The organism is Pannonibacter sp. CBAS1226 (assembly GCF_055685825.1).
Genome location: NZ_JBVOUO010000011.1, coordinates 49576 through 75974, shown reverse-complemented (window position 1 = coordinate 75974; position 26399 = coordinate 49576). Strand labels below are relative to the sequence as shown.

19 protein-coding genes are annotated in these 26399 nt (G+C 63.6%); 11 read left to right on the top strand and 8 right to left on the bottom strand.

Features of this window, described 5'->3' with window-relative positions:
* Positions 1–182 precede the first annotated feature (182 nt).
* Entirely contained in the window at positions 183–1373 is a 1191-nt protein-coding gene (fdhA, locus tag AC0CMF_RS22335; RefSeq protein ID WP_374630858.1) for a formaldehyde dehydrogenase, glutathione-independent, read from the bottom strand.
* A 667-nt stretch (positions 1374–2040) separates the two neighbouring features.
* On the opposite strand from fdhA, the gene AC0CMF_RS22330 reads away from it, so the two are divergent.
* Positions 2041–2385 (top strand): hypothetical protein, encoded by a 345-nt coding sequence (locus AC0CMF_RS22330; protein ID WP_122521552.1) that lies wholly within the window; start codon positions 2041–2043, stop codon positions 2383–2385.
* A 106-nt stretch (positions 2386–2491) separates the two neighbouring features.
* Complete coding sequence (locus AC0CMF_RS22325; protein WP_374630860.1) at positions 2492–3067, top strand: RES family NAD+ phosphorylase; 576 nt, start codon at positions 2492–2494, stop codon at positions 3065–3067.
* Positions 3068–3073: 6 nt separating this feature from the next.
* On the opposite strand, the gene AC0CMF_RS22320 is transcribed toward AC0CMF_RS22325, so the two are convergent.
* The 5 genes from AC0CMF_RS22320 to AC0CMF_RS22300 form a co-directional block, all read right to left on the bottom strand.
* Positions 3074–4450 (bottom strand): nucleotide sugar dehydrogenase, encoded by a 1377-nt coding sequence (locus AC0CMF_RS22320; RefSeq protein ID WP_374630862.1) that lies wholly within the window; start codon positions 4448–4450, stop codon positions 3074–3076.
* A gap of 503 nt (positions 4451–4953) precedes the next feature.
* Positions 4954–7146, bottom strand: coding sequence for a methyl-accepting chemotaxis protein (locus tag AC0CMF_RS22315; RefSeq protein ID WP_374630863.1), 2193 nt, complete (start codon positions 7144–7146; stop codon positions 4954–4956).
* A 359-nt stretch (positions 7147–7505) separates the two neighbouring features.
* Entirely contained in the window at positions 7506–7811 is a 306-nt protein-coding gene (locus AC0CMF_RS22310; protein ID WP_374630865.1) for a DUF2218 domain-containing protein, read from the bottom strand.
* The gene (locus AC0CMF_RS22305) at positions 7811–8395 is read right to left on the bottom strand and encodes a PadR family transcriptional regulator (RefSeq protein ID WP_374630867.1); all 585 of its coding nucleotides are present in this window, start codon (positions 8393–8395) and stop codon (positions 7811–7813) included. Before AC0CMF_RS22305 ends, AC0CMF_RS22310 begins: the two co-directional genes overlap by 1 nt.
* A 591-nt stretch (positions 8396–8986) precedes the next feature.
* On the bottom strand, positions 8987–10480 hold the full coding sequence (locus tag AC0CMF_RS22300; protein ID WP_374630869.1) for a glycosyl transferase family protein: 1494 nt from the start codon (positions 10478–10480) through the stop codon (positions 8987–8989).
* Between the two features lie 225 nt (positions 10481–10705).
* Here AC0CMF_RS22300 and AC0CMF_RS22295 point away from each other — a divergent pair, with 225 nt between their 5' ends.
* The 4 genes from AC0CMF_RS22295 to AC0CMF_RS22280 all read left to right on the top strand — a co-directional run bounded on the left by AC0CMF_RS22295 (position 10706) and on the right by AC0CMF_RS22280 (position 14398).
* Positions 10706–11626 (top strand): siderophore ABC transporter substrate-binding protein, encoded by a 921-nt coding sequence (locus AC0CMF_RS22295; protein WP_374630871.1) that lies wholly within the window; start codon positions 10706–10708, stop codon positions 11624–11626.
* Positions 11627–11704: 78 nt separating this feature from the next.
* Complete coding sequence (locus AC0CMF_RS22290) at positions 11705–12667, top strand: ABC transporter permease (RefSeq protein ID WP_374630873.1); 963 nt, start codon at positions 11705–11707, stop codon at positions 12665–12667.
* The gene (locus tag AC0CMF_RS22285; protein ID WP_374630874.1) at positions 12657–13643 is read left to right on the top strand and encodes an iron chelate uptake ABC transporter family permease subunit; all 987 of its coding nucleotides are present in this window, start codon (positions 12657–12659) and stop codon (positions 13641–13643) included. The genes AC0CMF_RS22290 and AC0CMF_RS22285 overlap by 11 nt, the downstream gene beginning before the upstream one ends.
* Positions 13640–14398 (top strand): iron ABC transporter ATP-binding protein, encoded by a 759-nt coding sequence (locus AC0CMF_RS22280; protein WP_374630876.1) that lies wholly within the window; start codon positions 13640–13642, stop codon positions 14396–14398. The genes AC0CMF_RS22285 and AC0CMF_RS22280 overlap by 4 nt, the downstream gene beginning before the upstream one ends.
* A 9-nt stretch (positions 14399–14407) precedes the next feature.
* On the opposite strand, the gene AC0CMF_RS22275 is transcribed toward AC0CMF_RS22280, so the two are convergent.
* Positions 14408–18763, bottom strand: coding sequence for a beta strand repeat-containing protein (locus AC0CMF_RS22275; RefSeq protein WP_374630877.1), 4356 nt, complete (start codon positions 18761–18763; stop codon positions 14408–14410).
* A 92-nt stretch (positions 18764–18855) separates the two neighbouring features.
* Positions 18856–20637, bottom strand: a complete 1782-nt coding sequence (locus tag AC0CMF_RS22270; protein WP_472482467.1) for a ShlB/FhaC/HecB family hemolysin secretion/activation protein — start codon at positions 20635–20637, stop codon at positions 18856–18858.
* Positions 20638–20897: 260 nt separating this feature from the next.
* On the opposite strand from AC0CMF_RS22270, the gene AC0CMF_RS22265 reads away from it, so the two are divergent.
* The 5 genes from AC0CMF_RS22265 (at position 20898) to AC0CMF_RS22245 (ending at position 26351) form a co-directional block, all read left to right on the top strand.
* Positions 20898–22076: a glycosyltransferase family 4 protein gene (locus AC0CMF_RS22265; RefSeq protein WP_472482466.1), complete on the top strand. Its 1179-nt coding sequence runs from the start codon at positions 20898–20900 to the stop codon at positions 22074–22076.
* 214 nt (positions 22077–22290) lie between these two features.
* Positions 22291–23403 carry a glycosyltransferase family 4 protein gene (locus AC0CMF_RS22260; RefSeq protein WP_050473689.1) on the top strand — a complete coding sequence of 371 codons (1113 nt, stop codon included), beginning with the start codon at positions 22291–22293 and terminating at the stop codon, positions 23401–23403.
* A 26-nt stretch (positions 23404–23429) separates the two neighbouring features.
* Positions 23430–24770: a glycosyltransferase family protein gene (locus AC0CMF_RS22255; RefSeq protein WP_050473690.1), complete on the top strand. Its 1341-nt coding sequence runs from the start codon at positions 23430–23432 to the stop codon at positions 24768–24770.
* The gene (locus tag AC0CMF_RS22250; RefSeq protein WP_374630884.1) at positions 24763–25644 is read left to right on the top strand and encodes an ABC transporter permease; all 882 of its coding nucleotides are present in this window, start codon (positions 24763–24765) and stop codon (positions 25642–25644) included. The genes AC0CMF_RS22255 and AC0CMF_RS22250 overlap by 8 nt, the downstream gene beginning before the upstream one ends.
* A complete protein-coding gene (locus AC0CMF_RS22245) occupies positions 25641–26351 on the top strand; it encodes an ABC transporter ATP-binding protein (protein ID WP_374630885.1) in 711 nt (236 codons plus the stop codon). Before AC0CMF_RS22250 ends, AC0CMF_RS22245 begins: the two co-directional genes overlap by 4 nt.
* Positions 26352–26399 lie beyond the last annotated feature (48 nt).

Here is a 26399-nt window from a genome sequence, read left to right as displayed (position 1 = left end):
AAGCCTTCCAAATTGCTGAAATGGCAAATCAGCATGCGAGCCAACTTCACCGGCTTGCCTGAACGCGGGGGGCGGCGGAAGAGCCAAAAGCTTGCGGCGCAGCGGAGCTGATTTCTCCGGTGCGCCGCTGCTGTGGCCCGGGCCATCATGGATGGCCGGGCGGGGTTTTCCTCAGGCTTCGTTCAGGCGGCCTTCAGCAGGTCGCCATGCGGGTCCAGCACGAACTTGGTTGCCGCACCCTGATCGAAGGTCTCATAGCCCTGGACAGCATCATCCAGCGGAATGATCTTGGCATTCACGATGTCGGCAATCGGCAGCCGGTCATGGAGAATGGCCTGCATCAGCTGGCGGTTATACTTCAGCACCGGCGTCTGGCCGGTGTGGAACGACTGTGCCTTCGCCCAGCCGAGCCCGAAGCGCAGCGACAGGCTGCCCTGCTTGGCCGCCTCATCCACCGCGCCCGGATCTTCCGTCACATAAAGCCCCGGAATGCCGATGGAACCGGCCGCCCGGGTGATCTCCATCATCTGGTTGAGCACGATGGCGGGCTGCTCGCCGCCCGCATGGCCTCTGGCCTCGAAGCCGACGGCATCAATGGCGCTGTCCACCTCGTTGGTGCCGACCACCTGAGCGATCATGTCGCCCAGCCGGTCGCTGGCGGACAGGTCGATGGGTTCAAAGCCCATCCTGGCGGCATGGGCCAGACGGTCCTTGTTGAAGTCACCGATCATCACCACGGCAGCACCGAGGATGCGGGCGGAGGCGGCAGCGGCAAGGCCGACCGGGCCGGCACCGGCCACATAGACCGTCGAGCCCACGCCGACGCCTGCACGCACCGCGCCATGGAAGCCGGTCGGCAGAATGTCGGACAGCATGGTCAGATCGCGGATCTTCGCCATGGCCTGGTCGCGGTCCGGGAACTTCAGCAGGTTGAAATCCGCATAAGGCACAGTGACATAGCGCGCCTGTCCGCCGATCCAGCCACCCATGTCGACATAGCCATAGGCACCGCCCGCGCGCGAGGGGTTGACGGTCAGGCAGACGCCCGTGTCCTGCGACTTGCAGCAGCGGCAGCGCCCGCAGGCGACATTGAACGGCACCGACACGATGTCGCCAACGTCAAGCATCTCCACGTCGATGCCCTTTTCGATGACCTGGCCGGTGATTTCGTGGCCCAGCACCAGCCCCGGCATGGCCGTGGTCCGGCCGCGGACCATGTGCTGGTCGGAGCCGCAGATGTTGGTGGAAATGACCTTGAGGATGACACCGTGCTCGATCCGGCGCCCGTCCGGCGCTTCCAGTTTCGGATCGTCAATATCACGAACCTCCACCTTGCCCGGCCGCATGTAGACCACACCTCTGTTCTTGCTCATTGTGTCTCCTCCTCCTTGTGATGCGGGGCCGCCCGCTCCTCTGCCTGCTGTCAGGCCTTTGCGCCCTGTGTGACAGTCCAGCGGCCATTCCCTGCCTGCCGGCGCGGCCGGAAGGTCATGAACGGGCTCTGGACGGCATAGCAGCTGAAGGTCTCCTCCCGGGATGTCCGCAACTGACGGCTTTCATGCACACCGCTTGCCGGGCGGCGCTGTTCTCGTGACATGCGGGATCTCCCGTCCGCATGAGAGACGCAGACCTGAAGCAGATCACCCGCACGGGGAGTCTGATATCCAAAACGCGACATCAAGATGGCGTACAACGACGGGTTGGGGCGGGCCGCTGAAAAGGCTGGCGAAAGAGCGCGAAGACGTTCTCTTGCTGGCGCACAGCCGGTGAGCACGTTATCCGGCTCTGTCCCTCAGGCACGGCGGCTGCCGAAGCTCCGCCACTCCATGTGCCGTTCAATCTGAATCATGACCCGTGCGGCAAAGCCCCACGGTGTCCGCGAACAGCTCATTGACTTTATCATTAGGGTTTCATATTTTTATTTTGTGAAACCGATCTGGAACATGGCCTTGACCGGAGACAACGTCACCGCCTTCTGCGGTCCCGCAAGTCCGGGCCGTCAATTTCAGGTTATTCCGGTAAAATTCAGCAGATGCGATAATGATCATGCAGGGAGCAGTACCAAGATTTCTGAATGAAATTGGCGAAGCCGGTGGCCTGAAGGGGACCGACATTGCCAATATCATGGACGTGTCGAAAGCCACCGTCTCACGCTGGCGCGCCGGTGATATCAAGCCGCAGCCGCGCAACGAGCTGATACTCTCTGATCTGCACTATATCGTGACCCGTCTGACGGACTATTACTCGGCTGATGAAATCCGGACCTGGCTCTATGCCCGCCATTCCCAGTTGAATGGCGAGCGGGCGATTGATCTTATCCATCAGGACCGTGCCATCGAAGTGCTGAAGGTCATCGACCGGCTGGATAACGAGGTGTTCCTGTAATACCAGTTCCCGATGAGCCTGCTTCATCTGGAGCTGGTCAAGCTCCTGTGGCGCGTGAGCCTTTTCAAGGCGTGATGCGTCAGCATCGAAAACCTTGGTATGAAGCATGGCTCACACGCGCAGAAGCCGGGACAGTGCACTCATCGATGCGATCGAAGCGCTTCCGCCTGTCCGGTTCGAAGGCACGGTATGGCGGGTGGTCCGCAAGGGACGGTCACCGGTTGACTGTGCACGTTCCGGCGGCCGGTGGGACGACGGAACCTTCGACGTGCTCTACACGTCGCAGCAGCGCGATGGGGCGATCGCGGAAATGTACTTCCATCTCGGGCGCGGGCAGCCTGTCTTCCCGTCGAAGGTGGAATACGGGGTGCACGAGCTGGATGTGAAGCTCGATAACGCACTTCAACTGGTGGACCTCGGCGCATTGCAGCGTCTTGGCCTTGAGACATCCCGTTACGGGCAATTGTCCTATGACCGTGCCTCTGACGAATACCCCCGCTCGCAGGATATTGCCGAAGTTGCGCATTTTCTGGAATTCGATGGCCTCATCGTTCCAAGCGCGCGGTGGGACTGCATGAACGTCATCCTGTTTTGCGATCGTGTGCCCCCCGGCGCGATTGCAATCGCCGCTGATCACGGTCTTGTAAACTGGCCGGGCTGGATCAAGGCCAATATACGTTAGCCCTCTTCACGCCTTCACGATCCTGTCCCGGTGCTCCGTCACGGCTTTCGTGGCGTTGCGGGTGTCGATGACGAGCTTGCTGGCGCTGACGAGGGCCTGATAGTCGATGCAGTCATGGTCGGTGGCGATGATCACCGCGTCGAACTGCCCAAGGGTTTCCGCGTTCAGGTCCAGCGATTTCATGCCCATCAGCGGCTTGTGCTTGCGGGTGCTGGGCAGGGCAGGGACGTAAGGGTCGTGATACTCGACGGTTGCCTTGCGCAGCTTCAGCCGCTCGATCAGCACCAGCGCCGGGCTCTCGCGCATGTCATCGACGTTCTTCTTGTAGGCCGCGCCGATGATCAGCACGTGGGAGCCGTTGAGGCCCTTGGCAAAGCGTTCGTCGAGGGCTTCGGCCGTTCGGGTGATGACGTAATCGGGCATGGCGGTGTTGATTTCGCCCGCCAGCTCCACGAACTTGGTGGTGATGGCAAATTCCCGCGCCTTCCAGGTCAGGTAGAAGGGGTCGATCGGGATGCAGTGGCCGCCGAGGCCGGGGCCGGGATAGAAGGGCATGTAGCCGAAGGGCTTGGTCTTGGCCGCCTCGATCACCTCCCAGATGTCGATGCCCATGCGGTCGTAGATGACCTTCAGCTCGTTGACGAGGGCGATGTTGACTGAGCGGAAGATGTTCTCGCTGAGCTTCACCGCCTCCGCCGTTGCTGCCGAACTCACCGGCACGACGGATTGGACGATGGCCTGATAGAGCGCAATCGCAATCGCCCGGCTGTCCGGGTCATCGGCGCCCACGACCTTCGGAATGGTCGAGGTCTCATAGTTCGGGTTGCCGGGATCTTCGCGCTCCGGCGAGAAGGCGAGGAAGAAATCGCGCCCCGCCTTGAGCCCCGAGCGCTCCAGAATGGGCTTCAGCACCTCATGCGTGGTGCCGGGATAGGTGGTGGATTCCAGGATCACCGTCTGCCCGGCCTTGAGATGCGGCAGCAGATGCTCCGCCGTGCTGACGATATAGGACATGTCCGGCTCCCGGTGCCGGGTCAGGGGCGTCGGCACGCAGATCAGGATGGCATCGGCGCGGGCCAGATCCGCAATGTCCGAGGTGGCATGAAAGCGGCCGCTCTGCGCAATGGCTGCAACGTCCTCATCGGAAAAATGCCGGATATAGGACTTTCCCGCCATCAGCGAGGTGATCTTGGGCGGATCGATGTCGAAGCCGGTGACCTCGAACCCCGCCCGCCAGAAGGCCCGCACCAGCGGCAGGCCGACATAGCCAAGCCCGATGATGGCCACGTTGAACCGCCGCTCCCCCAGGGCTGCGAGCTTTTCCCGGGCGAGCGGGCTCACGGAAGGCGTCGTGTCATGCTGCGGCTGGACGGGCGTGGTCATCGGTCTGTCTTTTCCTGCAAGCGCCGGGGCACAGGCCTGCCGTCCGCACGGGAACCGGAGGCCGGATCTGATGACACCCTGATCCACTGCCCCGCCTGTCTTGTCAATGAACTGCGTGATCACGCCTGTGCAGGGGGGCGGTGCTGGCTGCTGGCGCAAGGAGGAGGATTTGGCCCTCGTTTCGCCGCAGCGCCCCTTTGTCCTCTTGAGGCTACTGAGTGCACATAAGCAGACCGCAGTGATGTGTCTGCATGGTGGCAGGGCCTCTCCGCTCCCCTCCCCCTGGTGGGGAGGGGTAAGGGGTGGGGGGCTCTGAGCCTGCAAGTATATGAAAGAAATATGTTTTCCTGAAGGGGCAGGAGAGGAGAAACTGACTGTAATCAATGGACACTCTGCCAGACGGAAAGGCATTTCCCCCCACCCCTACCCCCTCCCCACGAGGGGGAGGGGGGCTGAAACGCCGTGCCGGGGAGAGCCGGCGTCGTGCTCTGCTGCCTCCCGGATCAGGCGGCGTCCAGTTCGGCGAGGAAGGCTGCGACGCCGTTGCGCAGGTCTTCGGTGTTGCCGTTGAGCTGATGCGTCAGTTTCAGCACCCTGTGCGCCGCTTCATCCGTGCGGGCGATGCTGACCTGAACGCTGCCGACGCTTTCGCCGGCGGACATGGTCCCTTGTGCGGTGGACTGGGCCGAGCGGGAGATTTCGCTGGTGGCTGCGCTCTGCTCTTCCACGGCACCGGCGACGGAGGTCACCGCCTGACGGATGTCGCCCACCACCTGGCGGATCGAGCTGATGGCCTCCACGGCATTGCCGGTGGCAAGGCGCATGGCCTCGATCTGGCCGCCGATTTCGTCCGTCGCCTGCGATGTCTGGTTGGCGAGGGCCTTCACCTCGCTGGCCACCACGGCAAAGCCCTTTCCGGCCTCTCCGGCACGGGCCGCCTCGATGGTGGCGTTGAGGGCCAGAAGGTTGGTCTGGTTGGCGATGTCGCGGATGATGTCGATGATCGACCCGATCCGGCCCGCCGTTTCCGACAGGGAGGTGACGATGCCATGGGTGGACCCGGCATGGCGGTCTGCCTCGCTCACCACATCGCCCGAGCGCTGGATGAGGCTGCCGATCTCGCGGATCGAGGTGAACAGCTCTTCGGCTGCGGCTGCCACCACCTGCACGCTTTCGTTGGACGAGTTCGTGGCTGCCATGGCGCTGTCGGCCTGCTGTGCGGATTGCTTGGCCTGTTCGGCCATGCCGCTGGCGGAAGAGGCGAGTTCTCCGGCGGCCGAGCCAACCTGCTTGACGAGGCCGCCCATCTTCTGCTCGAAGTCGCGGGCCAGCCGCTGCATCATCTGGCGCCGGGCGGCGTCTCTTGTCTCGCGCTCGGCCTCTTCCTCCCGCATCTTCTGGTCAGCAGCAATGGCGGCCTGCTCGCGGATTGCATCGACGGCGCGGGCGATATCGCCGATTTCGTCGCGGCGGGTCGCACCCTCGATCTCGGCCAGAACCGTGCCGCGTGCCATGCTCTGCAAGGCGCCGGTCAGCTTCTGGATGGGATTGGTGATGCTGCGGGCGACAAGCCACATGGCGGTGATGCCGGCAAAGGCGACGGCAAGACCCACGAGAATGCCTGTCCAGGTGTCAGAGGCAACGCGGCTGGCCATGGACTCACTGAGCGCCGTTGCCTCCGCCATCACCACCGCCTGCGGCAGCGACAGAACGATGGCCCAGTTTGCCCCGGTGCGGCCCAGAGCGATGGGCGAATAGACCTTCATCTGATGGGTGGCGGCGTCATAATCGACCATGGCCGTACCGCTGGTCATCTTGCCGAGGTTCTCGGTCCAGACGGGGCCAAGACTGCTGACCGACGCGCCGATGGCATCCGGCCTTTCGCTTGAGGCCACGATCAGGCCGGCTTCCGTCACGATGGTGACGCTGCCCTTGCCGTCATAGGTGGCCATGTTGACCGTTTCGGCCAGTTTCTGCACGAAGGCGAGATCAAAATCAGCCCCGGCGACGCCGATGAACTTGCCGCCCACGGTGATGGGCACCGACATGGTGGCGAGGAAGACGGACTTGCCCTGCACAATATAGGGGAGCGGGGCGAGGACACTTTCCTGCCCGGTCTTCTGCGGGCCGAGATACCAGCCGCCCTTCACCAGGCCGTTGGCGTGCTTGTCGGCGCTGTCATATTCGACCAGCGGCTGCACGTCGATCTTGCCCGCCGCATCGCGCGTCCAGTAGGGCAGGGCCCGGCCGGTCTTGTCGGAGCCCACGGCAGCATTGCCGGCATATTGCGCATCGGCACCATCCAGCGCATTGGGCTCGATCGCCGAATAGGTGCCGTTGAAGAGTTCATTGTCTTTCAGAACGGACAGGAGGATGCCGTTGAGCTGGGCCCGCCGCTTGTCCGGCGCGGTCGAATCCGGCCCTGCGGCTGCAATCACCTCGATGGATTTTGCCATGCCGCGGGCAGCCATGAAGGCGGACGTGACTTCACTGCGGATAACTTCCGCCTTGGAACCGGCCAGCTGCAACAGGCCCTGCCGGGAGCTTTCGTTGAGGAGGCTGTCGATCCGCGTGGCGACTTCGGCATTGCTCATCTTGCTGGAATATAAATTTGCCCCGACCAGCACCCCTGTCGCAGCCAGAAGGCAAGCGGTCGACAGAACCACAATCCGTGTCTTCAAGGAATGAATCTTCATAATAGCTCCGATCAGTCAGCACTTGTTTTAGCTGACGTAGGAGAAACTTATGGAAATGTGAAATTAATAGGGTCTTAAGTCCGCAAACCAAACAGGGGTATGGCGTATTTATACGGCATATACATAATGATAATAGTGTAATTGCTTAGGTAATTTTTCGATTGAAGGAGATTATCGATAAAATTAAAGAGCGAATATTTCAATTTTTCAGATATGGCAAATTCTTTCACAGCTTTTGATGTCAGTTCCCGGTGAGGTTGACTCTCCGGGAACTGGTCAAGCCTGTGCGGCGTCTTTGACCTGCGCAGATCCGTTCCGCCGCCATGCCGTTCGCGCTGGGGTGCCGGACGGGGTTCCGCTCAGGCCGCCTGCCAGGAAAGCTCCTGTGGCTCGCGGAAGGCGAAGCGGATGAAGTGGCTGCCGACAACGTCTTGCAGCCGGTCGAGGGCGGCGCTGTCTGCGGCCGTGACGTCCATTGTCAGAACCGTGCCCTCGGCCTTCAGCGTGCACACGCCCATCGGAAAGGTGATCTTGCCCTGTCCGGCGTCGAACTCGGCCGGGATCTTGTGCTGGAAGTGCTTGCACAGCTGCTGCAGGTAGCGGCTTGCCTTGTCAGTTTCCACGACGCAGCGGCGGGTGGAGAGGGTGGTGGTTTCAGTCGTCATCAGCTTTGCTCCACGGCAAGGGCGGCTGCATCGATGGCAGCGGCGATCTTCTGGGCGGTTTCCGGGTCAATTTCTCCGCCGCGCATCCGCAGGCGCAGGGCGGTCTTGAGGTTTTCCATGGCCCGCACCACGGGCGCGGGGGCACAGCCGCGCCCCATGCCGCCGCGGGCACGGGTCATGAGTTCGCTGGTCAGGGACTTGTTGGCGGTGAGGAAGGCCTCGCCTTCGGGGGTGATGCTGTGGCGCTTGCGTCCGCCTGCTTCCACCGTGATGGCGCTGTAGCCCATGTCCTCCAGCCAGCTCAGCGTCGGATAGATGACGCCGGGGCTGGGGCTGTAGCTGCCGGCAAACCGGTCCTCGATGGCCTTGATCAGCTCATAGCCGTGCCTCGGCTCTTCCGCGATCAATGCCAGAACCAGCAGCCGCAGCTCGCCATAGTCGAACAGCCGCCGGTGTCCGCCGCCCCGGCGGTGCCCGCCGGGATGGCCTTCGTGCAGGGTGCCGTGCGTGCCGTCATGCGGGCCGCCGTGGGGGCCGCCATGAGGGCCATGGCCGCGATGACGGTGGGGATGTCTGTGTCTCATGGCTCCAGATATATTCTCGATATATCGAAAATCAAGATATATCGAGATTTATTCCGGAAGCAGGCTTTGCCTTTGAAAAATTGCCGCTGCAGATCTCTGACAATCCTGAGGCCTCTCCATCGTCATCCTCGGCCTTGAGGGCTGCTGCATGCACACATCGTGCTTTGAGCCGGAGAGGGTGTGGAGACAGCCAGCAGTCTGGTTACTCTGGCACGGCGTTTCAGCCCCCCTCCCCCTGGTGGGGAGGGGTTAGGGGTGGGGGGAAGGCCTTTCAGTCTGGCAGAGTATCCATTGGTTCCGGACAGCCGTTCTTCTTGATGTCTCTCCAGGCATCTATCTGTATTTCATGAGATTTTCGGCTCAGAGCCCCCCACCCCTTACCCCTCCCCACCAGGGGGAGGGGGGCGGCAGGCGTCCTCCTGAAAAGCAAATGCATCACTGCGGGCGGTGTTCGAACCTGATGTGTGAATCCGGTAGCCCCACGGGGAGGAGGGGACTGAAAAGCCGTGCCGGAATGACCAGAGCGCAGGCTTTCCTAAAGCCATGACCGGGGCGCCTGACGGGCAGTCCGTTGTAAACACTGTCCCCGCTCTATGGCTTTCGCACGCTGGCGGCATCGGCAACGGCCGGGCGGAGCTGGCGCGGGCGGTTGCGCCAGAGGGTGGCGGCGTGCTCGAGGCAGGCGGAAAACTCCGCTTCCGGTGCCCGGCGCAGGGTCATCAGGGCGAGGGCTGCGGTCTTCACGATGGCCGCTTCCGCCAGCTCATCGCGCGCTGCGCCCGTCCACACGGCCAGCCAGTATTCCTGCTGGGTGAGGGCGGCGGGGATCGGCATCCGGCTCGCGGGCGTCGAGGGCAGGGTGAAGCGGGCTTCCTCTCCGCCGGTCAGGCGGAACACCGGCGTCGGCCGGTCCGGCGTCACCTGTGCAAAGTCGCGGTTGGCGCCGGTGACGGCTGCGTCCAGACAGCCGGTGAGGGCGGCGGCGGTGCGGAACAGCTCCCGGTCGGACGTTTGTGCCGCGCCCAGCATCGCGGCGGGGGCGCCGCCCGGATTGAGCACATGCACGGCGGTGTTGACCGGCGTGCGCATTTCAAAGGCCGGATAAAGGGCAAGCAGGCCCGCCAGCTGCGGGCAATAGGCGGTGACGGGCAGATAGGCGATGCCCTCCTGCGCCAGCGCCTGCCTTGCGTTCTCCAGACTGTCCGCCACGGGAATGGCAGCGGCCTCCGCCGCCTGTTGCAGCAGGATGCCCGAGGCGATGTTGCTGCCGAAGCCATGCACCAGCACCCTGTGTCCGGCCATGGCCACCAGACGGGCGGCATGGAGGAACCACGGCACGGTGCGCAGCCGGGGCGAGAGATAGGCCGGCCAGTTGAGATCGGCCATCGCCGTCTCTGCCGCTTCCGCCGTCTCCCCCGTGCCGGGGCCTGCCGCATGCAGCTGGACCGCCTGCGCAAAGCCGGCCAGCTCCACCGCCGTCATGCCGCGGAACTGCATGGTGGCCAGCAGCGCGCCGGTCTGGAACGGGTCCGCCTCGGCCCGCAGCACGATGCCGAGGGCATCGCGGGCCTCTTCCTGCGTCAGTGGCCGGGTGCGGCCCGGCCCGGCGGCAATGCTGGCGATGTATTTGGCCAGCCGCTGGCTGGGGGCCGAGGCATGGCCGATCAGCGCCATCCGCTCGGCAATCATCTGCGGCGAGGGCTCGCCTGCCAGCCGGTCCGCCGCGCTGGAGCCCGGCGCCAGCGGGGTTGCCAGCGGTGTTGCCTGATGCGGAGAAAGCATCCGGGCGGAGTTGGAGCCCGGCCCATGGTGGCTGCCCCAGGGCAGGGTGGATGCACTGTCCGGCGTGCGGGCCAGCAGCAGTTCGGCATCATTGGCCAGCCCGCGCACCTCCAGCCGCAGGGCTTCGGCAAAGGGCGTCGGGCGCATGCCTTGCCCTGTGCGCTCCAGCAGCGGGTCGCCGTAGAACTCGCGCAGCTGTGCCAGCATCCGGCTCATGGCCGAGACCTGCATCCCCATGCTGGCCGCCGCGGCCGACACGCTGCCCTCCCGCAGCAGCGCATCCAGCGCGATCAGCAATTTCATCCGGCCAATGTCCACCTGTGTGCTGCCTTCTGCCCGAGCGCTTGATTGAGGAGGGGGATTTGCGTTTTTCGCAAATTGGAATTGCTCAAAATGATGCGCGTTGACCCTTGGCAGCAGGCTCTACATAAGTGGATTTAGAAACTCAACTTATGTTGTTCAGGCAAGGCGCTGCCGCCGTCACACTGGCGTGAGCGCTGCCGCTGCGAGGTTCAGGAAATGACGCATATGTTCTCCATGAAGCGGCTTGCCGCTGGCCTTGCCAGCGCTCTGGTTCTCTCCGCCGCGCTGACGGGATCCGCTGCTGCCGAGGTCAAGGTGACCCACGCCAAGGGCGAGCTGACGCTGCCTGCGGTCCCGGCCAAGGTGTTCGTCTATGACATGGCCGCGCTGGACACGCTGACGGCGCTTGGCGTTGAAGTGGCCGGGGTGCCGGGCGGCAACAAGCCGGGCCATCTGGCGCAATATGCCGATGACAAGTACCAGAAGATCGGCTCCCTGTTCGAGCCGGACTTTGAAGCCGTTGCCGCCGCGCAGCCGGATCTGATCATCGTTGGCGGCCGCTCTGCCGCCAAGTATGAGGATCTGGCGAAGATCGCGCCCACCATCGACCTGTCGGTGGACTTCGAGGATTTCACCGGCTCGGCCCTGAAGAACCTCCAGACGCTGGCCGCCCTCTTCGGCAAGACGGACAAGGCGGACGAGCTGACCGCGAAGTATCAGGCCTCCGTCGAGGAGCTGAAGGGCAAGACGGCAGGCGCAGGCAAGGGCCTGTTCATCCTCACCACCGGCGGCAAGATGGCCACCTATGGCAAGGGCTCCCGCTTCGGCCAGATCTTCGCCGAGTACGGGCTGGAACAGGCCGATGACAGCATCAAGATCGGCATCCACGGCCAGCCAGCGTCCTTTGAATATATCCTCGAGCGCAATCCGGACTGGCTGTTCGTGCTGGACCGTGATGCCGCCATCGGCCGGGAAGGCGATGCCGCCCGCCAGCTTCTCGACAACGAAATCGTCCGCCAGACCACGGCCTGGCAGAAGGAACAGGTGGTCTACCTGAATGCGGCCAACTGGTATCTGATTGGTGGTGGCATCACCGCCATGCAGGATACGGTAGACCAGCTGAACGCTGCCTTCAGCGGCAAGTAATTTCCTCTGATTGCCAGCGTGTCAGGCGGCTGCGTCTCCTCCGGGGCGCAGCCGCCGCAATCCTTTCAGGACCCTGCCTTGAAATTCCTGCTGCCAGCCTCTCTCCTGACCTTCGGTCTTGCGATAGCCAGCCTGTTCACCGGTGCCAGCCCCGTCTCCTTCTGGAGTGTGGTCAGCGGTGCGGCGGATGAGCGGGCCTTGATGCTGCTGGCCGAAAGCCGCATTCCGCGCACCATTTCCCTCATTCTGGCGGGCGCAGGCATGGCCGTGGCCGGAACCCTGATGCAGATGCTGGCACGCAACCGCTTTGTCGAGCCCTCCACTGCAGGCACGGTGGAATCGGCCTCGCTGGGCATGCTGCTGGTGCTGTTCTTCGCGCCGGACCTGCCGGTCATGGCCAAGATGCTCGTCTCCGGCGCCTTCGCGCTGGCCGGCACCTTCCTCTTCATCGCCATTCTGGAGCGCATTCCTCTGCGCTCGGCCCTGATGGTGCCGCTGGTGGGGCTGATGCTGGGCGGGGTGATCAGCGCCGTCACCGCTTTCCTTGCCTACCGGTTCGACCTGCTGCAAACCCTCGGCGCCTGGACCAGCGGCGATTTTTCCGCCGTGCTGCGCGGCCGCTACGAGGTGCTGTGGCTCAGCCTGGCGCTCACCATCGCCGCCTATGTGGCCGCCGACCGCTTTACCCTCGCCGGAATGGGCGAGGATTTCGCCGTCAGCCTCGGCCTCAAATACCGGCAGGTGCTGCTGCTGGGGCTCTTCATCGTGGCCATGGTCACCGCTGCGGTGGTGGTCACGGCGGGCGTGGTGCCTTTCGTCGGGCTGATCGTGCCCAATCTCGTCGCCATGGCCCTGGGCGACCGGTTGCGCCGCACCCTGCCGCTGATCGCCGTCACCGGCGCGCTGCTGGTGCTGTTGTGCGATCTGATCGGCCGCACGGTGAATGCGCCTTTCGAGATCCCGGCCGGTTCCGTGCTGGGCGTGGTGGGCAGCGTGTTCTTCCTGTTCCTGCTGCTGCGGAGGCGCTCCCATGCGGCTTGAGCGCCTGTATCAGACCGGCGCAAGGCGGCTGACGCCCGCTGGCGTGCTGCTGCTGCTGGGTGTCCTGACGCTCGCCGCCGCCACCGCCTTCATGACGCTCGGCGTCAAGGCCGGCTGGTCCTTCATCCTGCCCTTCCGGGGACAGAAGCTCGCCGCGTTGGTGCTGGTGGCCTATGCGGTGGCCGTGTCCACGGTGCTGTTCCAGACGCTGACCAACAACCGCATCCTGACGCCCTCGATCATGGGCTTCGATGCGCTTTATGTGCTGCTGCAAACGGTGCTGGTGTTCTCTCTCGGCTCGGCCTTCGTGACGGCCATGGACCCGCGCCTGCTGTTCGTTGGCGAAGTTGCCATCATGGCCGGCTTCTCGCTGATCCTGTTCCAGCTGCTGTTCTCCGGGGCCATCAAGGGCCTGCATCTGATGATGCTGGTCGGCATCCTGCTTGGTGCCCTGTTCCGCAGCCTTGCCGGCTTCCTGCAGCGGGTGATTGACCCGAACGAATTCGTCGTTTTGCAGGACCGGTTCTTTGCCAGCTTCAATTCGGTGGATGGCACGCTGCTGGGCGTCTCGGCCCTGATGATTGCCGGAGCGAGCCTTGCCGCCTGGCGGCTGGGGCATACCTTCGACGTGATGGCGCTGGGGCGGGACAGCGCCATCATGCTGGGGGTGGACCACAGGCGGGTGACGCGGCAGGTGCTGATGATCATCACCGTGCTTGTCTCCGTGTCCACGGCGCTGGTCGGGCCCGTCACCTTCTTCGGCCTGCTGACGGCGAACCTTGCCTATCTGCTGATGCCTTCCGGCCGCCACCGGCATGTGCTGCCTGCGGCGGTGCTCATTGCCATCATCTGCCTTGTGGCGGGCCAGACGGTGCTGGAGCGGCTGCTCAGTTTCAGCACGGCGCTTGCCATCGTCATCGAATTTGCAGGCGGGCTGTTCTTCATCTTCTTTCTGCTCAAGGGGGCGCGGCGGTGATCCGGATCGATCAGGTCAGCAAGAGCTATGGCAACACGCTGGTGGTGGACGGGGTGTCCCTCGACCTGCCGAAGGGCGGGCTCACCTCCATCATCGGCCCCAATGGGGCGGGCAAATCGACGCTGCTGTCCATGATCGCCAGGCTCACCGCGATGGATCAGGGCAGCGTGCTGGTCGATGGGCTGGATGTGGCCCACACCTCCGGCGAGGTGCTGGCCCGGCGCCTGTCCATGCTGCGGCAGGACAACCAGATGACGGCGCGGCTCACCGTCACCGATCTCGTCTCCTTCGGCCGCTACCCCTATTCAAAGGGGCGGCTGACGGCGCAAGACCGGGCCGAGGTGGACAAGGCGCTCGCCTATCTCGGCCTGACGGACCTCCGCGACCGCTTTCTGGACGAACTCTCCGGCGGCCAGCGCCAGCGGGCCTTCGTCGCCATGGTGCTGGCGCAGGACACCGGCTACATGCTGTTCGACGAGCCGCTGAACAACCTCGACATCAGCCATTCCGTCGCCATGATGAAGCTCTTGCGCCAGGCGGCGGATGACTTCGGCAAGACGGCGGTGGTGGTGCTGCACGACATCAACTTCGCCTCCTGCTACTCCGACCATATCGTCGTCATGCAGAACGGCCGCGCCGCGCTTCAGGGCCCCCCATCCGGGATCATCCGCCCCGAAGTCCTCACCGCCATCTTCGGCTGCCCCTTCACCGTTCAGGAAATCAACGGCCACCGGATTGCCGTCTATTTCCGGTAGGGACGGGGGTTATTCGCTCCTTTCATCCTCGATCAGATCCATGCCGGTCATGTCCTGCGGGTTGCTGCCGAGGGAGGCGAGGCGCAGGAAGCCGGCCTGATCTGCGGGCGAGAAGAGCCCGCCGAAGAGGGACCAGCTGCTGACCACGCGCGACACGGTGCCCGGCTGCCCCGGAACGCCGGGGACCTGCGGGTCCGGCGTGACAGGCCGGGGCGTGATGTCTGCCAGCGCCGTGGCCGTGGTGGAGACGAGGGTGTAGTTCATGGCGTCCGCGCCGCCGAGGCTGAGGCCGCTGATCAGCACCGTCTTGCCCGTGCCCGGCTCTGCATCCTCGAACAGGCCGGTTGCCGTTGCCACGCTCAGCATGTCGCCATTGATCATGCCGTCGAACAGCGCGCTGGAGGTGTCGAGCGTGGCCGTCACCGTGCCGTCTGCCGTCTTGTTGAGGGCGGCAATGCCGCCGATGCTGGAGATGACGGCCTGGGTCACATCCCCCGTGACGGTGCCGGGCGTGATGCTGACCGTGTAGTTTCCGGCCGCCATGCCGCTCAGGCTGAGGCCCGAGACGGTGATCAGCTTGCCGGTGCCCGCATTCTTGTCCGCATAGATGCCAAGGGCAGTGGCGAGGCTGACATCATCGCCAAGGATGATGCCGCTCAGCTGCGCGCCGGTCAGATCCAGCGCCACCGCCGTGGTGCCGTCATAGATGCGCGTGAGGCCCGAAACGCCGGTGAGGGTGAGCGCCTTCGGCGTGATGGCGGCCGTCGTGGAAACGTTGAAGCTGTTCCCCAGCGCATTGGCCAGCTCGTAATTGCCAGCGTCTGCACCGGCCAGAGCCAGGCCAAAGACGGAGATATCCTTGTTCGTGCCCGCCGACGGGTCGAGGAAGGCGGCCGAGCCGGACAGGGTCAGGTCATCGCCGCTGACAAAGCCCGTCAGGACTGCGCCGCTCGCATCCAGCGTGGCGGCATCGCCCCCGTCATAGACCTTGCTCTGTGCCGACAGCCCGCTGACGGCAGAGATGACCGCCTTTTCCACATCCCCCGTGACCGTGCCGGGCGTGACGCTGACGGTGTAATTGCCTGCTTCCGCGCCGCCAAGCGTCAGGCCCGTGATGGTGATGATCTTGCCATTGCCCGCGTTCTTGTCCGCATAGGCGCCAAGGGCGGTGGCAAGGCTCACGTCATCGCCCAGGATCACGCCGTTCAGCCCGGCAAAGCTCTGGTCGATCGTCACTGCCGTGGTGCCATCATAGGTGCGGGTGAGACCGGCAAGGCCCGTGACCGTGAGCGCCTTCTGCGAAATATCTGCGGCGGACGTGAGCTGGATCGTGTTGCCGATGCTGGCGTCATACTCATAGTTGCCGGCATCTGCACCGGTGAGGGTCGAGAGCGTGACTTCGACCGTCTTGCCCGTGCCGGCAGAGGCGGTGAGGAAGGCGGCGGTGCCGTTGAACGTGAGGTCATCCCCGCTGACCATGCCGGTGAGGATCACGCCGGAGGTGTCCAACGTTGCCGTGGTGGTTGCGTCATAGACCTTGCTGTCCACGGCAAGACCACTGACGGCCGTGATCACTGCGCGGGTGACCTCGAGATCCACCACGCCGTCCGTGAAGGTGTAATTGGAGGCAAGGCCGGTGCCATTGCCGAGGGTCAGCCCGTTTGTGTCAGCGGTGAAATACTGGTCCGCATTCCTGCTGGCGAGGGTGGCCGCGCCACTGAGGCTCAGTGTCTCGCCATTGGCAAGGTTGCCCAGAACGATATCCGAGGCCGAGAAGCTGGTGCTGCCGTTATAGGTCCGCGAGCCGGTGAGGCTGACGGCACGCGGCGTCACCGTGACGCCGCCCGTGCCGAAGGCGAGGTAGAAGTCGGCCATCGTCAGGCCGCCGGTCAGGCCGAGGGTGACCATGTTGGGCTCCGACCAGGCGTAGGTGCCCGCATTCGTCGTGCCGGTGATGGCGCTGCCCACATCGACGGAGACGGAGGTGCCGGTGATGCTGGTGGTCAGGCTGCCCTGAAAGCTGCCCGTGTCGCCATAGGCGCGGGAGAGATCTCCGGACACCTTGATGTAATTGTCGTAGAGCGCCTGCGTGGACAGCGCCCGCAGTTCCGGCAGTCCGCCTGCCTTGGGCGAGCCCCAGATGCCGGCAAAGTCCCAGCCGTCCTCGATGTAGAGGAAGGGATCGAGAAGCTCGGCGGCTGTCTTGCCCCGGCTGGCGAAAGAGGGCTCCGTGCCTGCCGCGTCGGCGTTGTAGAAGACGTTGGACACGTTGCTGCTGCTATTGCTGCCGAACAGGCCCTGGTTTCCGGAAACGCTGCCTGTGGCGTAGCTGTAGCTGATCGTGCCGCCGTTGTTGCCAACGAGCGCGCCACCCTCTGTTCCCGAGACGTTGCCGGTGGCATAGGAGTTGATGATCACGCCATTGGCGCTGGTTGCCCCGACCAGCCCGCCCACCTGGAACCTGACGGTGGAGGCATTGCCGGTTGCATAGGACTGGCTGATGGTGCCGCTGTTGAGAAAGCCCACCAGCCCGCCGAAGGCCCCCAGCACTCCCCCGCCGAGAACGGCGCCGCCGCTGACGTCACCGCTGGCAAAGGAGCGGGTGAGGGTGGTCTGAAACATGGTGCCCACCAGTCCGCCCGTCGCGCCCGTGCTGCCGGCCACCGTCGCGGAAGACCAGAGGCCGGAGAGCGTAGAATTTGCCGCCCAGCCCACGGCACCGCCAACGGAAGAACCGCCGGCGACAGATCCCGTCACGCCGAAATTGCTCAAGCTTGCGCCCGCCGTAACCCCGAACAGGCCGATGGTCTGTGTCGAGGGCCGGTCGATGTAAAGACCGGAAACCGTATGCCCGAGACCTTCAAAGGAGCCCGAGAAAGCGGTGGTGAAGTTGCCCAGCGGAGTGAACCCCGCGCCGCTGTTCCAGCCGGAGGTGGCCGAGGCGTCGATATTGCTGCCGAGCACATAGCGCCCGGCGAGGTCTCCGGCGATGCCCTGCAGGTCCGTGCCCGTGGTGCTGCCTTCCGCGCCGAGGCTGGTGATGATCGTGTAGCTGTTGACCGTGCCGTCGCTGCCCAGCTTCGTGGCGAAGCTGCCGGTGGAAGCAAGATTGACGGGGGCGCTGACGGTGTAGGCGGCCGTGTTGCCCGCCGCCACCGCGCCCTGGCCATAATGCAGCGCCAGCCCCGCCGTGACCGTGCCGTTGAGCGTGGCGTTGATGGCAATGTTCCGGTCGGCCCTGAGGGTGAGGACATTGGCGGCCCAGTTGATCCCTGAGGACACGGTGATATCGCCCGCATCCCCTCCGGCGGCGGCGGTTGAGACTTCCACATTGCCGCTGGCAAGCCCCGCCTCGATGGCGGCGGCCATATCCGCGTCGATGTTGATGTCCGTGGGGTCGATCAGCCAGTCGCCGCCGTCCGTCTCGACCTTCAGCGTCTTGTCGAGCTTCACCTTCTTGGCGGAAGTCTCGACGAATTTGGCCTTCAGCGCGCCGCTGGCGTTCGTTTCATCGCTGCCCAGCAGCAGGATGCGGCCATTGCGCGCGCCAATCGCCTTGGCTTCCACCGTGCCGGTGTTGTTGACGATGCCCTTCTTTGCTTCCGAGGCGCCTCTGGCGGTGAGAATGGCGGTGCCGCCATCGGCCTTGATCAGGCCGCTGTTTTCCGCCAGCGCCTCCATGGTGGAGGCCTTCACCTCCACCGAGATCAGGCCGTCGCCGTCAAAATCCAGCAGCACATCCGTTCCGGCGGCAAGGGCTGTGTCCCCCGTGATGGTGCCGCTGTTGCGCACGGTGGGGGCGATGAGGGCCACAACCGCGCCGGACACTTCGCCCGCATTGGTGACGGAACCGCCGCTGCCGGTGAAACTGAAGTCATGGGCCAGAAATTTGCTGTCGGTGATGCCGAGCGTGGAGGCGACGAAGGCCCCGGTCTGCACCCGCCCGCTGGCGCCGATGGCGATGCCGTTGGGGTTGATCAGGAACACCTGGCCATTGGCATTGAGATTGCCGAGGATCTGCGACGGGTCCTGCCCCATGACGCGATTGAGCGCCATGGACGAGGCGCCCGGCTGCACGAAATTGACCGTCGCGCCGCTGCCGATGGAAAAGCTGTTCCAGTTGGTGATCAGCTGATTGCTGGTCTGCGTCACCGTCATGGTGTTGCCCGAGGTGCCGATGCTGCCCGTGCCCGCCGCGATGGTGCCGCCGGTGGGCAGCTCCTGCGCCTGCAGCAGGGATGGGGGCAGGATCAGCCCGGCGCCAAGCGCGCAGGTGGACAGGAGCAGGGTCAGATGACGCCGGCGCGTAGAACGGGAGCCAGCCGGAGAGACGCTGTTACGGGAAAACTGCCGGGAAAGCTGCATGGCACCAGTCCTCATGCTGGGGCTTCGGGAGGATCATGCCTCCCGCCCAGAAACTTCTTTTGCCGCACTGGCGTGCGAAGGGTTCAACCGCCTCAGAAGCGGATGGCCCCCGTCAGCCAGAACTGATTGTTCAGGGACTTTCCGTCCGTATTGCTGCCGTCCGCCGGGCTGCGGCCGGGGTTGTCGCCGATGGCATGGGCCCAGGTGGCCGAGATGTTCAGGTTCTCGCGCGTCCAGCGGGCGTAAAGCCCTGCGCCGCCAAGGCCATAGCTGTTGCAGGCGCAGGCATTGGCGAGCGGTATGCCCCGCTCGAAGCGGTTCACCACCACCTGTCCGGCATCGGCAAAGGCGGCCAGTTGCACCTGCCCATATCTGGCGTTCACCGGCAGGTCGTAGCGCAGTTCCACACTGCCCAGCACGCCCATGTCGCCGCGCCCTTCACCCACCGGATAGGCGCGCACCGCATAGGGCCCGCCGAGCGAAAATTCCTCGGACGAGTCCAGATTGCCATCGGCCAGCTGGCCATAGCCCCGGGCAAAGAGCGAAAAGGCCCCTTGCAGCTTCTGCACCCGCGCCGCGCTGGCATTGACCTTGTTGAAGGCCCCGGCGGTGCGCAGGCCCGCCCGGTCTGCCGCCTCCGCCGAAGGCTCGCCGGAGAGATCCACCGTGCCGGTGGTCCAGCTCAGGGACAGGGCCGTCAGGCCGCCGCCCAGAAAGGCATCGCGCGCTTCACCCGAGACACCGAAAGTGCCGGAGACGGACTGCTTGTCCGAAAGCCGTCCGGCGCGGCTGTCATCCACCAGCGACTTCCAGTTCACCCCGGCCGAGGTGGAGACGGAAAGCCTGCGGGTGGTCATGAGCGCATAATCCAGTGTGGCCCCGGCAAAATCCGCCTTGCCCTTCAGGCCCAGCAGGCGGCCCGTGTCATCCACGTTGCGATAGGTCAGGTGGCCATAGCTGGCGCTGAGCGTGAAGGGGGACGCCCACAGCGGCACACTGGCCGAGAGTGACCCGAAGCGCTGGCCTTCCGAGCCCGACAGCGTGACGCGGCTGAGGTCGCCGTAACCGGTCGCGTCAGTCAGCAGTGCCGTGCCGGTGCCCTGTATCCGCCCCGTGGACCAGGAGCCGAAATTGTCGGCGGACAGGCTGCCGGAGAGCAGCGGGTCCTGCGTGGTATCGATCACAAGCCGTGTGGTGCCGGGGGCCGCGCCCGGCATCAGCCGCGCCCTTGCGGTGACGCCGGGGTGGGCATTCATCCGCAGCAGGGCGCTTTCCAGCTGCGCCTTCGTCAGATCATCTCCCGCCGTTTCCTGCTCCAGAATGGCCCGCAGGCGCGCTTCGGAAGCCCGCATGCCTTCCGCCCGTTCGAAGCTGGCCTCTTCCAGCCGGCCCTGCCGGATCTCGATGGTGATCACCCCTTCGGTGATGTCCTGCGGCGGCAGGATGGCACGGGCAAGAAGATGGCCTTGCTCCTGCAATGCCGCCGTCGTCTGGCTCGCCAGTGCCTGAATGCCGCCGATGCCAAGCCGCTTGCCCTTGCCGGACGCGATGATGGCCGCCTGCGATGATGCAGGCAGCAGATCTGCCCGGCCGGTAAAGCGCAGGCCGGTGACAAGGATGGTCTGGCCTTCGTCCGAAGCGGTGACCGGCCGCCCTTGCGGGCTCTGCGCTGCCGCGTCCACCTCCATGCCCGGCAGGGTCCGCTGCATGTCCAGCCGCCTCTGCTGCTCGCGCAACAGACTGCCCGCATCCTGCACGGCAGCAGGCATGCCCGCGCCGCCCATCGCAGTCACCAGCGCCGCCGCCGCCGCCAGAGGCCGCGCCACGCCGAGCCGCCCGGCGCGCCGTTCCGTCAGTGTTCCCCAAATCGTCACAAGCAGATGATCCCCGTCCCGGACCGGCCAGCCAGACCATGTCTGACGCCTGTTCACCGAAACTGCCGGAAACAGCCCTGACTTGCATGTCCAAACTTTGCATGTATCGGCAAAACTGCGGTGCCGCCAGCCAGGCGAAGAACACCGGCATGGCGCATGGCTTGGCGGCCTGTGACACCGGCGAGAGGCTGATATGCCTGTTGCCAGCTTCAATCTAAAAGCTATCATCATGTGACTGACCGTGGGGCAGGCTGCCGGTCATGAACATGGCTCCCGGCGCCCGGAGGAGCTTGCGGTCAAAGGTTCAGAGAATGCGGCTTGCAATCGATGCCAGAAACCTGGTGCATTCCCGTTCCGGTATTTCCCGTTCAATTGAATCCGCCGTTTGTGCCTTGTCCGGGAGGGTGGGGGAGATTCACCTCTGCCTGCCGGATGTGCCTCATTCTGATTTCGCACATCTCTCCTCCCTCCCAGATGTCCACAGTCATGTGGTCCACCGGCCCTCGGCCCTTGGCCGGTTGTGGTGGGGAGCGGCGGACTTGCCGGCCATGCTGCGCAGGATCCGGCCAAGCGTTTTCTGGGCGCCCGCGCACAAGCTTTCCAGGGCAGCGGCTGATGTTGCTCCCAGTGTCTTGACCGTTCACGATCTGGTCTGGAAATTTGCACCCGGGACGATGCGCTTTCACCGCAGGACCGGAGATCAACTCCTGACGGCGCGTGCGCTTCGCCATGCAGATCAGATCATCGCCGTGTCAGACCGCACGGCGGCAGATCTGAAGGCCGTGTTTCCCGGCCTGCGCACGAACATTGCCGTCATTCCAAACATTGTCCGTTCCTTGCCTGAACCCGAGGATGTCTCCGTCTTGCGGTCTGCCGGGATCGCCGGTGCCTATTGTCTTTTTGTCGGAACCGTAGAGCCGCGCAAGAACCTTGCGCGAACCATCCGGGCCTATCTTGCCTTGCGTGAGGAGGTCCGGCAGCAGCTGCAGTTTGTCATTGCCGGTGGTCTGGGCTGGAAGAACAGAGAGGTCCAGGAGCTGTTGAGGAGCCGCGAGAGCGGCGTGGTCTTTCTTGGCGGCGTCAGCGAGCAGCGGCTGGCAACGCTCTACACGCACAGCCGTTTTGTTGTCATGCCATCCCTCTATGAGGGATTTGGCTATCCCGCCATCGAGGCGAAGCAGTTTGGCAAACTGCTGCTCACGTCCCGAAACTCTCCAATGTCCGACATCGCCGGACCCGGCACCGTCCTGGCGGACCCGCTGGACGAAGCCTCGATTGCAGCCGGGTTCGAGCAGTGCCTGCGCCTCAGCAGCGAAATCGACCCGCAGCCGCTCAGGACCCATGCCGCGCGATTTCAAGCGGATGTGGCCGTGCCAGCGCTGCTGCAGGCCTTTGAAGCCGCCATTGTGATCAGGCAGCGAGCGCTCTCAATCGGTTGACGGGAGGCGTGGCAATTCTGATCCTTAAGTAATTCTGCCGATGCTTACTTCCGGCAAGAATTCGGCACCTTTACACGTATAGAGCGTACTTTCCGTCTGCGATTCAGATTTGCTGTATAAAGTTTGGTTTGACCCTGCTTCTTGTTGTTATTTACGTATGCCGCAGCGATAAGTGCATGGTGACTTAAGGAAATTTCCGGAATTAGAACTCGGTATGCGGGTACTTCATTTTTTTAAAACAGCCTTTCCGGACACGGTGGGCGGGATAGAGCAGACGATCCATCACCTTGCGGCAGGCACTTCGCGGCATGGCTGGGATGTGGATGTTCTGTCTCTGGCACCGGAAGATGCGCCCGCCAGCGTTGAGCCTTCAGGCTACACCCTGCACAGGGCGGGCAAGAGCCTGGAGGTTGCCTCGACTGGGCTGTCCTGGTCAGCGCTGGCCAAGTTTTCTGCGCTTTCGAGGAAAGCCGATGTTGTTCACTACCACTTCCCGTGGCCCTTCATGGATCTGGCGCATTTTCTGGTGCGCATGCGCAAGCCCTGTGTTGTGACCTATCATTCTGACATCATCCGGCAAACTCTGCTGTTTCCGCTCTATCAACCCTTGCAGACAGCCTTTCTCCGGTCTGTAGACAGAATTGTTGCGACGTCGCCAAATTATCTTCAGACGAGCATTGTCCTGTCCCGTTTTGCAGAGAAATGCGAGCTGGTGCCGATCGGTGTTGACCGCGAACTGTATCCGGAACCCGAAGCAGACAGACTGGCCCACTGGCAGGACCGCTTTGGCCCCCGGTTTTTCCTCTTTGTCGGAGTTCTCAGGTATTACAAGGGTCTGCATATCCTGGTGGAGGCCGCCCGGCATGTGAGCTACCCGATCGTCATTGCCGGTGCCGGGCCGATCGAGGCGGAACTGAAGCAGCAGGTGCAACGGCTTGGGCTGACCAATGTGCATTTTCTCGGGCACATCAGCGAGGCTGACAAGTCGTGTCTTCTGGCGCTTTCTTATGGAGTGGTCTTCCCCTCCCATCTGCGGTCCGAGGCTTTCGGGATTTCGTTGCTGGAGGGGGCAATGTTCGGTAAGCCGATGATCTCCAGCGAGATTGGCACGGGCACAAGCTATGTGAATGCGGCTGATGAAACCGGACTGGTGGTGCCTCCCGGTGATCCGGAGGCATTTGCTGCCGCCATGGCTCGGCTGTGGAACGATCCGTTGCTTGCCCGGCAAATGGGGGAGGCTGCGCAGAAGCGGTATGAAGTGTATTTCAAGTGTGAGCAGATGGTCGGATCCTACCTGAGGATCTACGAAGATATTCTCAATAAATAGACCGGGGCCAGGGTGGAGTGTCCGTTTTGAAGAAGCTTGCAATCGTATCGACCTACGATGATCTGTGCGGGATCGCGGGCTACACGAAGGCGCTCGTCCGGCAGCTGCAGCAGGATTACGAGGTCACGGTCTTCGATCTGGACCAGTACTTGTTGCGCTCCACGATGCGCCCGCTCCGCAAGCTCGGTGACCAGCTGATTGCGGAGATTGTCAGTCAGCTGCCGGATTTTGACGCCGTGAATATTCAGCTGGAGCATGGCACGCTCGGCTCCACGCATGCCGATATCGTCCGCCGTTTCGAGAAACTGGCGCTGCATGACAAGCCGCTGACCGTCAGCTTTCATACGGTGCTGCCGATTGGCGGACGGGGCTGGCGCGATCTTGCAAGGGCGGCGCGGCAGCTTGACCGCCGGGGCTGCTTCGAGATCCTCAACGAGATGCGTGTTGGCCGCGAACTGGGCCATCCGATCCTGAAAAACCTCGCTGCCCGTCAAGCGCGGGCAAGAACGTCTGCGATCTTCCACACACGCCGCGATGCCCGCAGTCACAAGCTGGTCTACAGGCTGCAGCGCGTTCTGGACCATCCGCTGGCGTTTTATGGCGCGGGTGGAGATGCGGCTGCACCGCAGCTTGAAATGCCCTTGCCCGGCGCGATCAGGAAGACGGAGAGCCCTGTGGTTCTGGGCGCCTTTGGCTTTATCAGCCCCTACAAGGGCCTGTTGACCGCCATTCACGCCCTGCGCCGTTTGCCGGAGAACTTCCATCTGATGATCTTCGGGGGCGTGCACCCGAATGATATCCGCAAAGGGGAGGCCATTCAGCCCTACCTCGAGAGGATGCTGGGCCTGATTACCGACGGGGTTGACCCGAAGGCTGCCGGCAGAAAGGCACTGACGCGCGAGGACCGGGTGAACATGCATCTGGATGATCCTGATCTGCTGCGCCAGATCCTGACCGGCATGCAGGACATCTCGCACCGGGTGCATTTCATGGGTACGGTGAAGGATGACGCGTTTGCCTCCGCCATTCAGGCCTGCGATGTCGTGGTTCTGCCCTATGAAGAGGTTGGCCAGAGCTCGTCCGGTCCCTTGGCCATCGCAAATGATGTGGGGGCCCGGATCGTCTGCGCCCGCAACAAGGCGTTCCTCCAGTATGACCGTTACAATCCCGGCCGGCTGAACTTCTTCGACATCGGCAACTATATCGAACTGGCTCAGAGGGTTGTCAGCGTATTGGAAAATCCCCCGCCGATGCTGCCGCAACGCTACACGGTGGAAACCAACCGCGCGGTCTACAAGGCGAGCTTTGAGGCCGCAGATGACGAAATCGAGCCCTTGCAGCGCAAGCTGGCAGGCAAGGATGACTGAGCGCGCTGCCGTGGACCCTGCTGACGGCCTGGAGGGCGGAGCCGTTGCGGCCCGGCTGCCGGAGCGGCGCTCGCTCTGGATCGAGCGCAGCCTGGGAGAGGATATTGGTCTGGCGTTTCGTCAGCGCCGCCTGGCATGGATGCTCTATATGGCTGAAATGGCTGAGTCCCGGCGTTCAACCGGCCTTGGCCTGCCCGGCCCCTTTTTCTCCACCGCCCTGCACATGGCCATCCTCGGCACGGTGATGTCGATCGTCTTTGCAGAGCCGGTGCAGGATTTCATCCCGTATTTCGGCTTGTCTTTTGCCGTCTGGCAGACGCTGTCGGCCGCGATTGCGCGCATGGCCAATGCCAGTGAAAGGGCTGTGCGCTATCTTGCCTTCCCCCGCCTGTCGAGCCTCATCATCTATGTGGTGGATGCGCATGACTATCTGCTTGGACTGGGTGCGCGCGTGCTGTCGTCGGTGCTGATCATTGCCCTGATCAATCCTGCGATCCTCCTCTCGGCCAATGTGCCGGCCCTGCTGGCCGGCGTCATGCTGGCGTCGCTCGCCGTCATCATCTGGTCGCCCATTCTGACGGTGATCTTCAACACCTTCCGCATCCTGCGCGGCTTTCTGGCGCAGATCCTGCTGCTGATCTTTCTGGTCACGCCGGTGTTCTATTCCGTGGACCGGTTTTCCGAACATCGCTGGGTGGCGGATATCAATCCGGTCTTTCATGTGATCGAAGCGATCCGGGCGCCGGTTCTCCATGGAACCTGGCCGCTCATGTCGCTGGCTGTCTGCGGCGGCCTCGCCGTGGCCGGCCTCTTTCTGCTGCGCCTCGTGCACCGGCGTCAGCGCCTTGCCATGGTCTATGGGTGGGTGGCATGAGCCTGGAGCCCGAGAACTCCCGCCCTCTTGTCGCACGTCTTGTGGAGGCGACGGTCGAAATCCCTCTGCGGGGCTTCCGCCACAACGGCGCAGCGGCGTCGGATCCGCGCATCTTCCGCAACAAGGACGGCGGCTGGAAGCTTCGCGCGCTCGACAGGGTTTCGCTGGACATACACCGGGGCGACCGGCTCGGCATATCGGGGGCAAACGGCAGCGGCAAGACGACACTGCTGCGGGTGCTGGGCGGCCTTCTGCCTCTGGCCTCCGGCAGGATCGAACACTACGGCAGCGTGCGTCCGCTGATCAGCATTGGCGCAGGGCTCGTTCCCGCCTTGAGCGGCCGTCAGAACGTCGCCCTGCAATATGATCTGCTTGGCATACGCACGATGCCGCTCCGGGAGTTCACGGAGAATGTGGTGGAGTTCGCCGGGATCGGTGATTTCTTCGGCATGCCGGTTTCGACCTATTCGCCCGGCATGACCACGCGGCTCCAGTTTGCCGTGAATACCGTTGAGCCATCGGATCTGCTTCTGCTGGATGAATGGATCGGCGTTGCGGACGAGGCCTTTTATCAGAAGGCTCAGGACAGGTTGCAGGATTTCATCTCGCGCAATGAGGCTCTTGTCTGCGCCTCTCACAACAAGGTTCTGCTGGACATGCTGGCAAACCGGAGAGTGACAGTGAACGCGGGCATTCTGGAGTTTTGATGTGTTGAAGTTCTTGAAGAATATGATCCGGCCCGCCGTGAATAGAGA

What these genes read in the sequence shown, in the direction of transcription:
- AC0CMF_RS22315 (WP_374630863.1), bottom strand. Translation starts at nt 7,146, where the DNA reads ATGAAGATTCATTCCTTGAAGACACGGATTGTGGTTCTGTCGACCGCT.
- AC0CMF_RS22320 (WP_374630862.1), bottom strand. Translation starts at nt 4,450, where the DNA reads ATGACCACGCCCGTCCAGCCGCAGCATGACACGACGCCTTCCGTGAGC.
- AC0CMF_RS22275 (WP_374630877.1), bottom strand. Translation starts at nt 18,763, where the DNA reads ATGCAGCTTTCCCGGCAGTTTTCCCGTAACAGCGTCTCTCCGGCTGGC.
- AC0CMF_RS22260 (WP_050473689.1), top strand. Translation starts at nt 22,291, where the DNA reads ATGCGGGTACTTCATTTTTTTAAAACAGCCTTTCCGGACACGGTGGGC.
- AC0CMF_RS22265 (WP_472482466.1), top strand. Translation starts at nt 20,898, where the DNA reads ATGAACATGGCTCCCGGCGCCCGGAGGAGCTTGCGGTCAAAGGTTCAG.
- AC0CMF_RS22285 (WP_374630874.1), top strand. Translation starts at nt 12,657, where the DNA reads ATGCGGCTTGAGCGCCTGTATCAGACCGGCGCAAGGCGGCTGACGCCC.
- AC0CMF_RS22310 (WP_374630865.1), bottom strand. Translation starts at nt 7,811, where the DNA reads ATGACGACTGAAACCACCACCCTCTCCACCCGCCGCTGCGTCGTGGAA.
- fdhA (WP_374630858.1), bottom strand. Translation starts at nt 1,373, where the DNA reads ATGAGCAAGAACAGAGGTGTGGTCTACATGCGGCCGGGCAAGGTGGAG.
- AC0CMF_RS22300 (WP_374630869.1), bottom strand. Translation starts at nt 10,480, where the DNA reads ATGAAATTGCTGATCGCGCTGGATGCGCTGCTGCGGGAGGGCAGCGTG.
- AC0CMF_RS22325 (WP_374630860.1), top strand. Translation starts at nt 2,492, where the DNA reads ATGGCTCACACGCGCAGAAGCCGGGACAGTGCACTCATCGATGCGATC.
- AC0CMF_RS22250 (WP_374630884.1), top strand. Translation starts at nt 24,763, where the DNA reads ATGACTGAGCGCGCTGCCGTGGACCCTGCTGACGGCCTGGAGGGCGGA.
- AC0CMF_RS22330 (WP_122521552.1), top strand. Translation starts at nt 2,041, where the DNA reads ATGATCATGCAGGGAGCAGTACCAAGATTTCTGAATGAAATTGGCGAA.
- AC0CMF_RS22245 (WP_374630885.1), top strand. Translation starts at nt 25,641, where the DNA reads ATGAGCCTGGAGCCCGAGAACTCCCGCCCTCTTGTCGCACGTCTTGTG.
- AC0CMF_RS22305 (WP_374630867.1), bottom strand. Translation starts at nt 8,395, where the DNA reads ATGAGACACAGACATCCCCACCGTCATCGCGGCCATGGCCCTCATGGC.
- AC0CMF_RS22295 (WP_374630871.1), top strand. Translation starts at nt 10,706, where the DNA reads ATGTTCTCCATGAAGCGGCTTGCCGCTGGCCTTGCCAGCGCTCTGGTT.